The organism is Pseudomonas sp. RL_15y_Pfl2_60, assembly GCF_963970595.1.
GTDB lineage: Bacteria > Pseudomonadota > Gammaproteobacteria > Pseudomonadales > Pseudomonadaceae > Aquipseudomonas.
The window spans coordinates 598,087-613,021 of the sequence record NZ_CAXAOE010000001.1 but is presented as its reverse complement, the minus strand read 5'-3'; the positions used below and the strand labels follow the sequence as shown (position 1 = coordinate 613,021).

Annotated in this window: 13 protein-coding genes and 1 pseudogene; 11 read left to right on the top strand and 3 right to left on the bottom strand. The window is 56.3% G+C overall.

Features of this window, described 5'->3' with window-relative positions; genetic code table 11:
* Positions 1 to 228: 228 nt before the first annotated feature.
* Entirely contained in the window at positions 229 to 795 is a 567-nt protein-coding gene (locus AACY26_RS02915; protein WP_339510795.1) for a hypothetical protein, read from the top strand.
* A gap of 49 nt (positions 796 to 844) precedes the next feature.
* Here AACY26_RS02915 and AACY26_RS02910 read toward each other — a convergent pair whose 3' ends face one another.
* Together AACY26_RS02910 and AACY26_RS02905 are read right to left on the bottom strand one after the other, a co-directional pair.
* Entirely contained in the window at positions 845 to 1,327 is a 483-nt protein-coding gene (locus AACY26_RS02910) for a YchJ family protein (RefSeq protein ID WP_339510793.1), read from the bottom strand.
* Positions 1,328 to 1,335: 8 nt separating this feature from the next.
* The gene (locus tag AACY26_RS02905) at positions 1,336 to 1,833 is read right to left on the bottom strand and encodes a DUF6231 family protein (RefSeq protein WP_339510791.1); all 498 of its coding nucleotides are present in this window, start codon (positions 1,831 to 1,833) and stop codon (positions 1,336 to 1,338) included.
* A gap of 428 nt (positions 1,834 to 2,261) precedes the next feature.
* Here AACY26_RS02905 and AACY26_RS02900 point away from each other — a divergent pair.
* The 3 genes and pseudogenes from AACY26_RS02900 to AACY26_RS02890 all read left to right on the top strand — a co-directional run.
* Positions 2,262 to 2,618 (top strand): annotated as a pseudogene (locus AACY26_RS02900) (OmpA family protein); the annotation flags it as partial.
* 286 nt (positions 2,619 to 2,904) lie between these two features.
* Positions 2,905 to 3,306, top strand: a complete 402-nt coding sequence (locus tag AACY26_RS02895) for a DUF1145 domain-containing protein (RefSeq protein ID WP_339510789.1) — start codon at positions 2,905 to 2,907, stop codon at positions 3,304 to 3,306.
* Positions 3,299 to 4,075, top strand: a complete 777-nt coding sequence (locus AACY26_RS02890; protein ID WP_339511696.1) for a collagen-like protein — start codon at positions 3,299 to 3,301, stop codon at positions 4,073 to 4,075. The genes AACY26_RS02895 and AACY26_RS02890 overlap by 8 nt, the downstream gene beginning before the upstream one ends.
* A 52-nt stretch (positions 4,076 to 4,127) precedes the next feature.
* Here AACY26_RS02890 and AACY26_RS02885 read toward each other — a convergent pair whose 3' ends face one another.
* Positions 4,128 to 4,592, bottom strand: a complete 465-nt coding sequence (locus AACY26_RS02885) for a CopD family protein (protein WP_339510787.1) — start codon at positions 4,590 to 4,592, stop codon at positions 4,128 to 4,130.
* Positions 4,593 to 4,729: 137 nt separating this feature from the next.
* On the opposite strand from AACY26_RS02885, the gene dinG reads away from it, so the two are divergent.
* The 7 genes from dinG to AACY26_RS02850 all read left to right on the top strand — a co-directional run bounded on the left by dinG (position 4,730) and on the right by AACY26_RS02850 (position 14,835).
* Complete coding sequence (gene dinG, locus AACY26_RS02880; RefSeq protein ID WP_339510785.1) at positions 4,730 to 6,874, top strand: ATP-dependent DNA helicase DinG; 2,145 nt, start codon at positions 4,730 to 4,732, stop codon at positions 6,872 to 6,874.
* 70 nt (positions 6,875 to 6,944) lie between these two features.
* The gene (locus AACY26_RS02875) at positions 6,945 to 9,341 is read left to right on the top strand and encodes a beta-galactosidase (RefSeq protein ID WP_339510783.1); all 2,397 of its coding nucleotides are present in this window, start codon (positions 6,945 to 6,947) and stop codon (positions 9,339 to 9,341) included.
* A 32-nt stretch (positions 9,342 to 9,373) separates the two neighbouring features.
* On the top strand, positions 9,374 to 10,519 hold the full coding sequence (locus AACY26_RS02870; protein WP_339510781.1) for a serine hydrolase domain-containing protein: 1,146 nt from the start codon (positions 9,374 to 9,376) through the stop codon (positions 10,517 to 10,519).
* Between the two features lie 200 nt (positions 10,520 to 10,719).
* Positions 10,720 to 11,361 (top strand): OmpA family protein, encoded by a 642-nt coding sequence (locus AACY26_RS02865; protein ID WP_339510779.1) that lies wholly within the window; start codon positions 10,720 to 10,722, stop codon positions 11,359 to 11,361.
* Between the two features lie 116 nt (positions 11,362 to 11,477).
* Entirely contained in the window at positions 11,478 to 12,125 is a 648-nt protein-coding gene (gene pdxH / locus AACY26_RS02860) for a pyridoxamine 5'-phosphate oxidase (RefSeq protein ID WP_339510777.1), read from the top strand.
* Between the two features lie 117 nt (positions 12,126 to 12,242).
* The gene (locus AACY26_RS02855; RefSeq protein ID WP_445261276.1) at positions 12,243 to 13,301 is read left to right on the top strand and encodes a CdaR family transcriptional regulator; all 1,059 of its coding nucleotides are present in this window, start codon (positions 12,243 to 12,245) and stop codon (positions 13,299 to 13,301) included.
* Positions 13,302 to 13,467: 166 nt separating this feature from the next.
* Positions 13,468 to 14,835 carry a GntP family permease gene (locus tag AACY26_RS02850; RefSeq protein WP_339510773.1) on the top strand — a complete coding sequence of 456 codons (1,368 nt, stop codon included), beginning with the start codon at positions 13,468 to 13,470 and terminating at the stop codon, positions 14,833 to 14,835.
* Positions 14,836 to 14,935 lie beyond the last annotated feature (100 nt).

Here is a 14,935-nt window from a genome sequence, read left to right as displayed (position 1 = left end):
TATTTATCCCAAGTTTAAGCAACTAGGATAAAGCTATGGGCCAGCAGAGACAGCTCAGGGTGCTGCAGCCAAGTATAAAGGTGGCAGGTATGGGGTGAGTATCTTTGCCGCTGCGTTTAAACGCAGTCATTTTTGCAGTCACGCAAGGCAACCCAGCCTATCGACACAGAAGTATAAATAGCTAGTCGCTTGCCATCGAATTGAGCGAGCACGGATTAGGAACCTAACATGAGCCGTTATGAAGTTGTTTTCTCAGGGCAATTAGTTCCTGGAGCTGATATGGCATTGGTCCAGGCTAACCTCGGGCGTTTGTTTCAAGCGAACCCGCAGCGTATTGCCATGATGTTTTCAGGGCGCCGCCTGGTGATCAAGAATAATCTTGATGAGGCCAATGCTGAGAAATATCGGAGCACACTTGAACGTGCGGGTGCGCTAGTTGAAATCGTCGCCATGCCTGAAGAAATCGAGGAAATTGAGCTGGCGCCTGCTCCTGCGCCACCCCAACCTGTTCCCGCTGCCCCTGCTCAGGCCGTTACTGCACCAGTGAGTGCGCACTCAGCAAAAAAATTGTTGCCGCGTGATGAGTACATGGCTGCATTCAGTGAGGTTGAAGCGCCCGACTTTGGCATTGCCCCGCTAGGTGACGACCTGCAGGACAGCAAGCCCGAGCCACAAGCGCCGAGCCTTGATCTGTCGCAGTTCTCCCTTGCGCCTGTCGGCAGTGATATGGGGCAGGCCAAAGATGCTGAGGCTGGGCCCGCGCCAGATGTATCACATCTCAAATTGCAAGACTGATCAGCTCAGGTTGCGGTGTGCAGCAGCCTGAGCCTCTAGCCTAGGTCGATTAGAAGAAGACCGCGCAGCACTTCTTGAACTTCTGCCCGCTGGCGCAGGGACAGGGATCGTTGCGTCCAAGCTTGAGCTGGACCGTGGGATCAATAAAGTGCCAGCGGCCATTGTTCTGCACGAATGCCGAGCGCTCGCGGTGGCTATGTTCGCCGCTTGCGTCATGCCAGCGTGCAGTGAAGGTCACAAAGGCATGCTCAGGCTTGCCGCCAAGCACTTCGGCGCTTTCAACCTCCAGGCCGAGCCAGGTGCTTTGCAGGCTCCAGGCCCTGATCGCCTCACGGTCAAGCAAGGGTTGTTGGGCCGGCAAGGTTGTTTCCACCAGGTAATCAACCAAACCCAGGGCATAGGCGCTGTAGCGTGAGCGCATCAGCGTTTCAGCGCTGGGTGCCGGGGTTGCTGAGTGATAGCGACCGCAGCACTCAGTCAGCAGGTCAGCGCTGCCGCACGGACAGCTGGAGTCAATTGATGCACTGTTCATTGCGCCAGTTACCACCAGTATTTGCCGAAGTTTTCCGGGTTGGCCCAGAACTTGGCGTTGAGCCAGTCGGGGACTTGCTTGTATTCAAGCAAATCATAGGTATAGAGGCTGAGCTTTTGTTCACCCCGTACAAAGTGTTCGCTGGCTTGCAAGGCCAGCGAAAACATGTCGGTTTCTTGCCACTGGCTGGCCGACATGTCCACCAGCACGGCAATCCGGCTGGTATTGAGGTTACGAATGCCGCCGAGCAATTGCAGGCCGGCATTTTTAGGCATGTGTTCCAGGCAATCGACAATCAAGGCCAGGTCATAGCGCTGTGCGGCTAAAGTATTAGGCAGTAATCCTGCCTCGGCATGGTCAACTTGGCAGTCTGGATGCGCCAGTTTAAAGGCGGCTAAAGCCGGTAATTCACTAGCGCCAACCAGGAGCAGTCGTTTAGGCGCAAAGCGCTCTAGAAGCGCAGCTACAGCTTGCTGTGGCGTACGCGAAGAAATGCATTCACTCATCAATATTCCTCATGCAGGTGGATAAAGACTAACCTGCATGACTATGATGGCCTATAACTGTTCGTTCTTCACATCGTTGTAAATCAACTCTGGCGGAATTTAGAAGTGCCGTCTTTAATCCATAAGTATCGGTTTGGAGCCGATTATTAACCGGAGACGTATATATGAGCATCACTAGCAAAGCGGTACCCTTGGTTTTGGCATCCACCTTCCTGACCGGCTGTGCTGGCATTCAGAAAAGTGACTGGCCTACTTGTGCAGTAGTTGGCGGCATCGGCGGTGCTGGTTTGGGCGCAATTGAAAGCTCGGCCTGGGCTGGCGGTGGTGCAGCGATTGGTGCTGGTCTGGCAGCAGCTTACTGCTGGGTTCATGGTGCATCGCCTGAGCCAGTCGTTGAGGAAGTTGTCGTCGTTGAAGAGCCTGAACCTGTTGCCGAAGCTGTTCGTGTTGAACTGGACGTCAAGTTCGACTTCGACAAGGACAACGTCAAAGAAAGCAGCTACGCCGACATCCAAAACCTGGCTGACTTCATGAAGCAGTTCCCGCAAACCACCACCGTGGTTGAAGGTCACACTGACTCCGTGGGTACAGACGCCTATAACCAGTCGCTGTCTGAGCGTCGTGCTAATTCGGTACGTAACGTTCTGGTCGATCAATACGGCGTGGAAAGTGGTCGTGTTAACTCGGTCGGTTATGGTGAAAGTCGTCCAGTTGCGGACAACGCCACCGCAGAAGGTCGTGCGATTAACCGTCGCGTAGAAGCTGCAGTAGAAGCACAGCCTTAACCTGCTGTCGCTGTATTCAAGTTTCCCCCGGCAGGCCGCACGGCTTGCCGGGGGCAGGCTTGACGAGAGTTCCTTGTGTTACCGGCATGTTCCGGTAACACAAGCGCTATAACCGTTTCGCCGCTGCGGACGTTCGTCCAAGCGTTCTCCTTTGTATCAAACCCAGCTTGTCTGCCATTGGTGGTTTGCCAATTGCTGTGCTGTGCCCGGATTTATTTGCGCCGAGCATTTCATCAAAAGGTGAAAGCCGTTAATGTGCGGCAAAACAAAACTGCTGGGGGCGGTGATGAAAGTGATTTTAGCTGTGGGGGCGGTGCTCACACTGCTGTTTTGGGCTGCGGTGGTTGGCAATCTGCTTGAGCCCTATGCGCAACCTTTCTCGCTGTTGCTCAATATCGCCGGCGCCCTGGTCGCCGCGGCACATATCGTCGAGCTGTGGTATTTCAGGTCACAACTGCAACAGTCACCAAGTCCCTGGGTGAGCCGGGCCAAGGTATTGGTTCTTGGGGTATTCCACACATTCACGCTTAAGCGCGACAACAGCGTTAGCCTGACTTCCGTGCACGCTCACCTAGACGCAACGAGTGCCGAGCAGAGCGCTGACAAGGCTGAGCCCGAAGGTGACAGCCATCTACAGCTACAGATGCAATTTGAGTCAATGGCGGAGACCAAACATGAACATGCGTAATGTGCTTATAGCTGCAGCGATGGGTATTGCCTTCATTAGTCCCTTGACGCTGGCGGCTCAAGCGCTGATTAAAGTTGAGCCGAACAGCATGATGCGCTTGCCTGCAAATACCAGCGTATTGTTGCTTGAGCGTCTTGAAGTCGCGGAGCACGGCACGCTGCTGGTGCCCGCCGGGTTGAGTGAAATCCGTGTAGCCCATATCCATCTTGGTCCAGCGGCACGAATTGCAATCGCGCCGAGCGAGCGTTCATTCCGTCTTGAAGCAGCAACGGGTGATATTGCCAGTGGCGCGCAAATTACTGCTCGCGGCGCCCCCGGGACTTTTGAGCGTCCAGCCGTTGCCGGGCGTACATTGGCCATTCGCCTCGAAGCCGTAACCACTGAGTCGTTGATCATTGATCTGCGCGGCGGCAAAGGCACGCCAGGTTATGCCGGGCTCGCGGGGGCCAATGGCAAGACCGGCGGTTGCACTTGGGGCCAGTCGAGCAAGGGAGGGGATGGCTACGATGGCGGTGATGGCCATGCGGGCGCACCGGGCGGCCATTTGCGTGTCGAGGTGCCGCAAGCGTTTCCTACCGAGCGCCTGACTATTCGCGTTGAGGGTGGCGAAGGCGGTATGGCGGGTAGCGCTGGCGCCGGTGGTGCAGGTGGCGCGAGTAAAGATTGTTGGATCTACGACACCAACAGTGCGCGCAATGGCCGTCCGGGTCAGGCCGGCCAAGCTGGCGCCATGGGCACGCCAGGGTCGGCGGATATCATCACTTTCTGAGGCCTTGGTCGCGCAGATAATCCCGCTGGTTTTATCTGCGAACGGCTTGCAATTAAAAGGTTGGGCGTAGCGCTGCGAGGGCCACGACGACCAGGCCGATGATCAGATTGATACCGACCAGGCGGCGAATCTTACCCAGAACCGCGCCGCCTGCAGGCCATTGTTGCGCTTCAATCGCACGGCGCAGCTCTGGCAATTGCAACGCCTGAATGCGCAAGAACAGCGCGAGCATGACGATATAAAGCCCCATCATTACGTGTACATATTTGGGCGCAGTCTCAAAGCCTGAGAAACGCATGTGCAGCATGCCCATGCCACTAATCGGCAGGACCAGCACCGCCAGCCACACCCAGCGAAAGAACCGCTGAAAGACCTCGGCCCAGAGTTGCAGGCGGATAGGGGCTTCAAGCGTTTTGACTGCTGCCGGGCGCAGGATCATCCAGGCGAAGAACATGCCGCCCACCCAAATCAGGGCAGCCAGTACGTGTAAGGCATAGGACAGGGCGTAAGGTGTCATCTGAGGCTCCGAAGCGTGTAGGTCGAGAATCGGCTGATTGGTATGCAGAGGTTTCTGCGCAAGATTGATTAGCGCGTTATGATAGCGGCCGTTTGCAAACACTGAAAATTTATCCAGCCTTTTGCGCCCTTATTCTCATGCTTAGTAACGAACTCAAGACACAAATCCAGGGCGCCTACACGCGTTTCCTTGAAGCCAAAAGCCTCAAGCCACGTTATGGCCAGCGCTTGATGATCGCCGAGATCGCCAAAGTCCTTGGTGTTATACAAACCGATGGCGAAGGTAAACGTAGCAGCGACGCTGCGGTGGTCGCGGTAGAAGCGGGCACCGGTACCGGTAAAACCGTGGCTTACTGCCTGGCGGCGATCCCGACTGCCAAGGCTGCTGGTAAACGTTTGGTGATCGCCACTGCAACGGTCGCCCTGCAGGAGCAGATTGTCTACAAAGACCTGCCCGACCTGATGCGCAACAGTGGCTTGAACTTCAGCTTTGCGCTGGCCAAGGGCCGTGGCCGCTACCTGTGCCTGTCCAAGCTCGACCTGCTGCTGCAAGAGGGGCACGCGCAGACTGCCACCGCGCAGCTGTTTGAGGAAGAAGGCTTCAAGATTGATGTCGATGAACAGAGCCAGAAACTCTTCACCTCGATGATCGAGAAGCTCGCTGGTAACAAGTGGGACGGTGACCGCGACAGCTGGCCGCAAGAGCTTGAAGATGCTGACTGGGCACGACTCACCACTGATCATAGCCAGTGCACCAGCCGTCATTGCCCCAATTTCCAGCAGTGCGCCTTCTACAAAGCGCGTGAAGGCATGGGCAAGGTCGATGTCATCGTTACCAACCACGACATGGTGCTGGCCGATTTGGCCCTCGGTGGTGGCGCTGTACTGCCTGATCCGCGTGAAACCTTGTATGTGTTCGATGAAGGACACCACTTGCCAGATAAAGCAATTGGCCACTTCGCACATTTCACCCGTTTGCGCTCAACCGCCGACTGGCTGGAGCAGGTTGCCAAGAACCTGACCAAGTTACTCGCCCAGAACCCGCTGCCAGGCGATCTTGGGCGTTTGATCGAGCAGGTGCCCGAGCTTGCCCGTGAGATCAAGACTCAGCAGCAGTTCATGTTCAATGCCTGCGAGCAGGTGGCTGACTTCAAACCCGGCGAAGACATGGAAGGCCGCGAGCGCCCGCGGCACCGTTTTATCGGCGGTGTGGTGCCCGAGCACCTGACCGAGTTGGGCGTTGAGCTGAAAAAAGGTTTCTCGAAACTGACTGATTTGTTCACGGGCGTTACCGAGCACCTCAAAGAAGCGATGGACGGTGAAGCCACTATTGGCATCGCCAGTCACCAGGCCGAGGAATGGTACCCGCTGTTTGGCAGCCTGCTTGCCCGTGCCCAAGGTAATTGGGAATTATGGTTGGCCTTTACCGCCGAGGACCCGGAAGACAACCCGCCAATGGCGCGCTGGCTGACCCTGGCTGAAAGCGGCGCCATGTTTGATATTGAAGTCAACGCCAGCCCAATCCTGGCGGCGGAGATGCTGCGACGAAACCTGTGGAATGTCGCCTATGGCGCGCTGGTGACATCGGCGACCCTGACCGCACTGGGTACTTTCGATCGTTATCGCATGCGCGCCGGGCTGCCCAAGGTCGCGGTGACTGCGGTGGTGCCCAGCCCGTTCCATCATGCCGACGCCGGCGTGCTCAAAGTCCCGGACCTGAAAGCCGATCCGCGGGACGCGACAGTGCATACGGCGGCGATTATCCGTGAACTGCCGGGGCTGGTTGAAGGCTCAAAAGGAACGCTGGTACTGTTCTCGTCGCGCAAGCAAATGCAGGCGGTGTTTGATGGGCTTGAGCGTGACTGGCGTAAACGGGTATTTATTCAGGGCAACCTGTCCAAGCAGGAAACCCTGAATAAGCACAAGGCCCGTGTCGATAGCGGTGAAGAAAGTGTCTTGTTTGGTTTGGCCAGCTTCGCAGAAGGTGTCGATCTGCCCGGCGCCTATTGTGAGCATGTGGTGATCGCAAAAATACCTTTTGCTGTACCGGACGATCCTGTAGAAGCTGCATTGGCCGAGTGGATCGAGGCGCGGGGCGGCAACCCCTTTATGGAGATCGCCGTGCCTGATGCCTCGCTCAGGCTGGTCCAGGCTTGTGGGCGCTTGCTTCGTACTGAAGCGGATCGAGGCATTATCACCTTGCTCGATCGTCGGGTTGTCACGCAGCGCTATGGCAAGGCCATTCTTAATGCGTTGCCGCCGTTTCGCCGCGAAATAAGTTAAGTTGAAAAAAACAGGGTGAATATTTGCCTGCCAGGTTGTCCACTGGTGGGACGTTCTAGAGAGGCTGTAAATGAAGCACTGTCAATTGCTATTACTCGTTGCCTTATTCACCTGCTCAAAAGCCTTTGCTGCGCTTGAAGGGCAAGCAACATTGCTTAACTTTGTAAGCCCGACCGATGTCGTCAAAGTCGCAACCAAAGACTCGAATTTTCCAGAGGTGACCGCAGAGGAAACCCCCACTGGTGAGATTCTACGTCGCTTTGTGTTCAACCAAGCGCAGCAGCCCCGTCTAGAGCTGACCCCGAACAAGGGCGTGTGGGATTGGTCGGGTGATTCGCAGATGACCCTTTACCTGCAAAACGCCATGGACTGGGCGTTGACCCTGAATGTGCAGATTGAAAGCGCCGACGGCAAGGTCTTGCACACCAGCGTTGCCCTGCCAGCCGGGCCGGGGCAAACGCTGGTTGTGCCGCTAAACGCCACCTCGGCCAATGCCCACGGCATGCGTGCGCCACCGCCGATGCCGTGGACGTTTAAAGGTCAGCCGGTATTGCTGGCGGCGAATGTCACCGGCGAACTGGATGCGAGCAAGATCAGTCGTGTAACCCTGTCGCTGAGTAACCCGGATTCCGCACAAAGCGTATTGCTGGGGCGTTTTGGCGTCTACAAGGGGGCGTCCATAGAAGCGGCTGCCTATGATTCGATTGTCGATCAGTTTGGCCAGTTCACACGCAGCCAGTGGCCGGAAAAAGTTAATAGCAACGAACAGTTGAGAAGTGCCGCGCAAAAGGAACAAGAGCAGTTGGCCAAATGGCTGACCGAACGACCCAAGTTCGATCAGTATGGCGGCTTGCTGGGTGGGCCAAAACTCGAGGCCACTGGCTTCTTTCGCACGCAAAAACTGGGTGACCGCTGGATTATGGTCACGCCGGAAGGAAATCCGTTTTTCTCCCTCGGGGTGAATGCGGTCAATACTGACCAGAGCCAGACCTATATTGAAGGCCGGGAGTCGATGTTCAAGGGCTTGCCCGATGCATCCGATCCTTTGGCCGCGCATTACGGTCAGGGCGACAATCAAAGCAATAATGGCTCTGGTAAAGGCCGGGGTTTTGCCAAGGGCAAGTGGTTTGACTTCTACAAGGCCAACCTGCAACGCACCTACGCCGATGAAGCCTGTTTGCAGCCTGGCACTCCCTCCCAGGTTGACCAAGCCCCGAATGCTTCGGCGCCAGTGCCTAAGGCTGGAGTCGAGCCGCTGACTGGGAAACCTGCTGACCCGCCTGCTGTCACTGAACCGGCAAAGGCTGTGGATTGCAGCAAGACCCAGTTCGATGCCAAGCGTTGGACCGAACTTGCATTGACCCGTCTGCAGGCCTGGGGCTTCAATACCATTGGCAACTGGAGTTCTGATTCGCTGGGCAAGGCGCAGCGAGTGCCCTATACATTGCCTCTTTCGATCAGTGGCGATTACCAAACCATCAGCACCGGGCTCGATTGGTGGGGTGGAATGCCCGACCCATTTGACCCGCGATTTGCCATGGCCACTGAACGCGCTGTGGCCATTGCTGCGCGTGACCATCGCAATGATCCGTGGCTGATTGGCTACTATGCCGATAACGAACTGGCCTGGGCTCATCCCGATCCGGGGCCACGCGGGCGTTATGCACTGAGTTTCGGCACCTTGCGCTCGACTACCGATGTGCCAGCCAAGCGTGCATTCCTGAAAATGCTGCGTGACAAGTACCGCAATCAGCAAGGCCTGTCGAAAGCCTGGGGCATTGACTTGCCCGCCTGGGAATTGATGGAAGACCCGGGCTTCGAGGCGCCGCTGCCGAACGAGAAATACCCGGCGATCGAGCAGGATTATCAAGCCTTCCAGCGCTTGTTTGCCGACACCTATTTCAAGACCATTGACGATGCGCTGCAATGGCATGCACCGAATCAGATGCTGCTGGGCGGTCGTTTTGCGATCAGCACCCCGGAAGCCGTTGCCTCTTGTGCGCAGTATTGCGATGTACTGAGCTTCAATTTCTACACCCTTGAGCCGCAACATGGTTATGACTTCGCGGCATTGCGCGCCCTCGACAAGCCAATCTTGATCACCGAGTTTCACTTTGGCTCGCGTGATCGTGGGCCGTTCTGGGGTGGCGTGACCGAGGTCTATGCCGAGAAAGACCGCGGCCCAGCGTATAGCCATTTCATCGAGCGAGCCTTGGCTGAGCCTTCGATTGTTGGGGCGCACTGGTTCCAGTATCTTGACCAGCCTGTCACAGGGCGCTTGCTCGATGGCGAAAACGGTCATTTGGGGCTTCTGGGAATAACCGACCGGCCATTCGCAGGTTTTGTCGAGGCAGTGCGCAAGACCAACCTCAAGGTGGGTAGCCGTTTGCTGGAAACGCTTAAAGATGTACCGGCTGCTCAGGCGTCGCCAGCCGCGCCTCAAGCGCAGCCCGAAACCAAGCCATAACCAAAGATATCGACTGGCAATAAGGACAAAACATGCAGATTCAGGGGTATTTCGACCTCAAGTTTGAAGGCGTCAAGGATGCCTTTGCCGAGCTGTTTGAGAACCCCCAGGAGCGTGGCGCTGCGCTGTGCGTTCAAGTCGCAGGCGAGACTGTCATTGATATCTGGGCTGGCACTGCAGATAAAGAAGGTGAACAAGCCTGGCATAGCGACACCATTGTTAATTTGTTTTCCTGTACCAAGCCCTTTGCGGCAGTGACGATCATGCAGCTCGTCGGTGAGGGCAAGCTGGATCTGGATGCGCCTGTGGCGCGTTATTGGCCGGAGTTTGCGGCGGCAGGAAAGGGTGCGATCACGCTTCGTCACCTGCTGAGTCATCAAGCGGGTTTGCCAGCACTGCACGCAATGCTGCCGGCTGAAGCGCTCTATGATTGGCATGCAATGACCACGGCGCTTGCAGCCGAGCAGCCTTGGTGGCAGCTTGGCGAAGGGCATGGTTATGCCCCGATTACCTATGGCTGGCTGGCGGGTGAGGTTATTCGTCGAGTCGAAGGGCGCGGCCCAGGAGAGTCCATCGCCGCACGGATCTGTGAGCCGCTGGGCTTGGATTTCCACGTTGGGCTGGCTGATGCAGAGTTCCACCGCGTCGCCCATGTGTCGCGAGGTAAGGGCAATATGGGTGATGCTGCGGCGCAGCGCTTGCTCAAAGTCATGATGACGGATGCCAGCGCGATGTCCACGCGTTCCTTTACCAATCCACCCTCAATCATGACCAGTACCAACAAGCCCGAGTGGCGGCGTATGCAACAGCCTGCTGCAAATGGTCACGGCAATGCTCGCAGTCTTGCCGGATTTTACAATGGTTTACTCGATGGCAGCTTGCTGGAAAGCGAGTTGCTTGGTGAGTTAACCCGTGAACACAGCAAGGGTGAAGACAAAACCTTGCTGACTCAGACCCGCTTTGGACTAGGCTGCATGTTGGATCAGCCAGATGTTTCCAATGCAACCTATGGCATGGACCGGGGAGCCTTTGGTCACCCTGGGGCCGGCGGTTCCATTGGCTTTGCTGACCCTGAACATGAGGTTGCATTCGGTTTTGTGGTCAATAATCTAGGGCCATTCGTCTTAATGGACCCCAGAGCGCAAAAACTTGCAGTGAAGTTGGCTGAATCTTTGTAGCAAGCTCAGCTAAACTGTGTCGCAATCAAAGCTTTAGGGGGCCTCTGAAAAATAGCGAGCGAAGGCAGAGCAAGGCGAAACACAAGGTGTGGGTGAATCAGCCCCTTCAAGCCTTTTGCATCGGTGCAATGTCTGGCGTAGTCGTTTTTCAGAGTATTCCTGGGACTTATTTTGACTGTTCTATTAGGTGTGGATAATCAATGCGCTCACATAAGTACTTAGTAATTGGCTTGGCTGTACTGATCTCAGGCTGCTCAGGCTTCAAGCTCCCTGAACAACTCAGTTTCTTATCGCCAGCCCCCAGCAAAGCCACGCCGCAATTACCTAGCCCAGCCGTTACCAAGGCCTGGCTGGATGAGTACGAACCGCGTATCCGTGAAGCGGTCAAGGGCAGCAATTTCGAGGTTGAACGTCGTGAAAATGTATTGGTGGTAACCGCGCCGGTTAAATCCAACTTCAACCCCGATCGTCCAAGCATGTTGATGCCAATCACCTTGTCGCCTATCACCAAGGTTGCCAAGCTGCTGGAAAAAGACAAGGACATGGGTATTTTGATTCTGGGCCACACCGATACTTCGGGCACCCTGGAATTGAATCGCGAGTTGAGCCAGAAGCGTGCACGGGCATTTGTCGCGATTTTCCAGCTCAGTGGTCTCAAGCGTGATCGCCTGCTGGTTAAAGGCATGGGGCCAGATGCACCGCGTGCCGCTAATGACAGCGCCGCAGGCCGTGAACTCAATCGTCGCGTTGAAATGATCCTCACTTCGCAGAAAACCCTCAACGCTCTGCTCGCTCAGTACGAGAAGCCGTTGCCGGTTGTTGCCAAGACCGAATCCAAGTAAGCCCCTTTGCATAAAGCCCGCTGCAGCGCAGCGGGCTTATCGCCGGTTGTTGCAGATCAAGCCAGCAGCGCGGCGCTCGGGTAAGCTAAGCAATATCCTTCAGGAGGGCTTAGCCAATGACCCAGACTCTGGCCGATATGCGCCGTGAATACATTCGTGATGGTTTGACCGAGGCTCAGGCGCCGCAAGAGCCTTTTGCACTCTTCGAGCAATGGTTCGCGCAGGCACTGAGCACCGAGCAGCTTCCAGTGGAACCCAACGCCATGACACTGGCAACGGTGGATGCCGATGGTCGACCCCATTGTCGCGTGTTGCTGCTCAAGGGTCTGGATGCCAGCGGCTTCACTTTCTTCAGTAATTACGACAGTGCCAAAGGCGAGCAATTAGCCGCTCGGCCCTTTGCCGCCATGACGTTCTTTTGGCCTACGCTTGAGCGCCAAGTGCGTATTGAAGGACGTGTCGAGCGGGTTACACCTGCAGAATCCGATGCTTATTTTCAAGTAAGGCCCATGGGCAGTCGTTTGGGGGCCTGGGCATCGCCGCAAAGTCGGGTGATTGCTGATCGCACCGAGCTAGAAGCCTTATTGGCACAGGCTCAGCAGCGATTCTCCGACCAGGCGCCTGAATGCCCGCCGCATTGGGGCGGTTATCGCTTGCTGCCCGAACGCATTGAGTTCTGGCAGGGCCGCGCCAGTCGTTTGCATGATCGTTTGAATTACCGTCTGGTTGAGGGTCAATGGCTACGCGAGCGTCTGGCGCCCTGATGCGCAGTTGTGAGCTGCTTGAATTTTAATGTCTTTGCCGACTCATAGAGCGGCTTGAACAGGGCGCATACAGTGATACTCGACACCGCGCTGGCACAGCATATCGTTGATCGCGCAATGGCGATCTTGTCGCACAATATCAATGTCATGGACGCCCAAGGCATGATCATTGGCAGCGGTGACCCTGAGCGTATGCACACCCGCCACGAAGGGGCGCAGTTGGTGCTGGCCAACCGTCGGGTAGTGGAAATCGATCAACAGGCAGCGGCCTGTTTGCGCGGCGTCAGGCCCGGGGTCAACCTGCCACTGATGTACGCCCAGCAACTGATTGGCGTGCTGGGTATTACCGGATCTCCAGAAATCGTTCGGCCCTACGCTGAGCTGGTGCGGATGGCGGCAGAAATGCTGGTTGAGCAGCGCCAGTTGCAGGCTGAGCGCAACTGGCAACGCCACCAACTGGAATCCTGGTTGCGCCTGCTGCTTGATCCTCAACAATCGCTGGCCAGTCTTGACGCTGAAGCCCAACGGCTGGATTTGCAGTTGCATTGGCCGCTGCAAGCCTGCTTGCTGGAGCTGGACGAGGGCAGCGAGTCTTCGCTCAGGCAAGCCCGTGTACTGGACGCGCTCAATAGCAAGAGTGAGCACCTGTGTACCTTATCCAGTGCGCGCGAGCTGTTTTATTGTCGTCCAGCCGGTGCCGGGCGTGGTGACGGTGCTTGGCTGGCCGCTGCCGATGAGCGTGATTGGGGGGTGCGTCGCTTGCTGGTCAGCGATGCGGCCCATTCCTTGGATGAATTGCGCCAGGCCAGCCTGGCTTTACGTGAGTTTCAGGTTTACGCGCGGGCTCGTAATCCCCAGGAACGCTTGTTGCGCCTGGATCAACATCGGCTGGTGACCCTGCTTTATGCCCAGCGACACAGTTGGCTGTTGCAGGGCTGGCTGGCGCCGCTCAGGCAGATGGTCAAGCAGGATGCCAATGGGGCGCTGCTGGAGACGTTGCGTGCATGGTGCGAGCACGAAGGTCAGGCCCAAGTCTGCGCGGATGCGCTAGGTATTCACCGCAATACCCTGCGTTATAGGCTTGAGCGCATTGCGCAATTAAGTGGTATTGAGCTGACGCGGCTCGATCAGCGTCTACAGTTGACACTGGGTCTTGAATTACTGGCGCCGGAATAAACCGTGCAAGCGCAATTTGGCGCTGTGCGCGTGCACAGTAAGGCTGTGCTTATGGCGTGTGTTTGTGGTGCGCTGGCACAGGGTAATGGAGCCTGCAGCTAGGTGACAATACGCCGCCAATCGGCAGGTTGCCGGGCATTCCTATAAAAACAAACTGGAGAGTGACATGGTTTTAGTCCTGATACTCATCGCACTAATTGCATTCATCGTTCTGTCCACCACGCGTCTGAAGCTTCATCCATTCCTGTCACTGCTCGCAGCCGCCTTGATCGCCGGTTTCGCCTATCAGGTTCCGGTCGGCGATATCATCAAAACCATCACCGCCGGTTTCGGTGGGATTCTGGGCTATATCGGTATTGTCATCGTGCTCGGCACCATCATTGGTGTGATCCTCGAGCGCAGCGGCGCGGCTATCACCATGGCTGAGTCCGTTATCAAACTGCTTGGCGAGCGTTTTCCAACGCTGACCATGTCGATCATTGGCTACCTGGTTTCTATCCCGGTGTTCTGCGACTCGGGCTACGTCATTCTCAATTCGTTGAAGAATGCCCTGGCTGCACGTATGAAAATCTCGGTTGTGGCGATGAGCGTCGCGCTGGCAACCGGTCTCTACGCCACTCACACCTTTGTGCCTCCAACGCCGGGACCGATTGCCGCTGCTGGAAATCTGGGGCTGGAGTCGTCATTGGGGTTGGTTATTGTCGTGGGCCTGTTTGTCGCGATGGTGACTGCGCTGGCGGGAATGTTCTGGGCTAACCGGTTTATCAAGCAAGATGATGCCGAGTTACTGGAAGAAGCGCCAAGCGAATTACTGGCTGAAAATATTGATTTTGAAGCGCTGAAAGCCCGTTACGGCAAGCTGCCTTCGGCCATGCAAGCCTTTGCGCCAATTTTCCTGCCTATCGCGTTGATCTGTCTGGGCTCGGTTGCAGCCTTTCCAAGCAAACCACTGGGCGAAGGTGCTGTATTCAGCGTGTTGACATTCCTTGGTCAGCCAGTTGCTGCATTGCTGGTCGGTCTGGCGCTGGCTTGTACCCTGCTCAAGGGCGAGAACAAACGCCAACAGTTCCATGACCAGGTGGCTGAAGGCCTGGTTGCGGCTGCGCCTATCCTGTTGATTACCGGCGCGGGTGGCGCATTTGGTGCCATGCTCAAGGTCACTGAATTAGGCAATTATTTGGGCACTAGCCTGTCTGCATTAGGCGTTGGCTTGTTTATGCCATTCTTGGTTGCAGCTGCACTCAAGACTGCACAGGGTTCGTCTACTGTTGCACTGGTGACGACCTCTGCAATGGTTGCTCCGCTGCTGAGCAGTCTGGGTCTGGACAGTGAAATGGGCCGGGTGCTGACCGTAATGGCGATTGGTGCAGGGGCTATGACCGTTTCCCATGCCAATGACAGCTTCTTTTGGGTGGTTAGTCAGTTCAGCCGCATGAAAGTCTCCACGGCTTATCGCGCCCAGACCATGGCAACCCTGGTCCAGGGTGTGGTGGGCATGATTACCGTCTGGCTGTTGAGCCTGGTACTGCTGTAATCGCTATCCAGTGCCTGGGCTTTACAGACACAGGTGCTGGGACGGCCATTTATAAGCGCAACGCTGTTGCGCTGTTTTGCGAGATTCCTCTTTTAGCGAG

Excerpts from the sequence above, each read along its gene's own strand:
- AACY26_RS02915 (WP_339510795.1), top strand. The coding sequence starts at position 229 with ATGAGCCGTTATGAAGTTGTTTTCTCAGGGCAATTAGTTCCTGGAGCT.
- AACY26_RS02885 (WP_339510787.1), bottom strand. The coding sequence starts at position 4,592 with ATGACACCTTACGCCCTGTCCTATGCCTTACACGTACTGGCTGCCCTG.
- AACY26_RS02865 (WP_339510779.1), top strand. The coding sequence starts at position 10,720 with ATGCGCTCACATAAGTACTTAGTAATTGGCTTGGCTGTACTGATCTCA.
- dinG (WP_339510785.1), top strand. The coding sequence starts at position 4,730 with ATGCTTAGTAACGAACTCAAGACACAAATCCAGGGCGCCTACACGCGT.
- AACY26_RS02870 (WP_339510781.1), top strand. The coding sequence starts at position 9,374 with ATGCAGATTCAGGGGTATTTCGACCTCAAGTTTGAAGGCGTCAAGGAT.
- AACY26_RS02905 (WP_339510791.1), bottom strand. The coding sequence starts at position 1,833 with ATGAGTGAATGCATTTCTTCGCGTACGCCACAGCAAGCTGTAGCTGCG.
- AACY26_RS02855 (WP_445261276.1), top strand. The coding sequence starts at position 12,243 with ATGGCGATCTTGTCGCACAATATCAATGTCATGGACGCCCAAGGCATG.
- AACY26_RS02895 (WP_339510789.1), top strand. The coding sequence starts at position 2,905 with ATGAAAGTGATTTTAGCTGTGGGGGCGGTGCTCACACTGCTGTTTTGG.
- AACY26_RS02850 (WP_339510773.1), top strand. The coding sequence starts at position 13,468 with ATGGTTTTAGTCCTGATACTCATCGCACTAATTGCATTCATCGTTCTG.
- AACY26_RS02875 (WP_339510783.1), top strand. The coding sequence starts at position 6,945 with ATGAAGCACTGTCAATTGCTATTACTCGTTGCCTTATTCACCTGCTCA.
- AACY26_RS02890 (WP_339511696.1), top strand. The coding sequence starts at position 3,299 with ATGCGTAATGTGCTTATAGCTGCAGCGATGGGTATTGCCTTCATTAGT.
- AACY26_RS02910 (WP_339510793.1), bottom strand. The coding sequence starts at position 1,327 with ATGAACAGTGCATCAATTGACTCCAGCTGTCCGTGCGGCAGCGCTGAC.
- pdxH (WP_339510777.1), top strand. The coding sequence starts at position 11,478 with ATGACCCAGACTCTGGCCGATATGCGCCGTGAATACATTCGTGATGGT.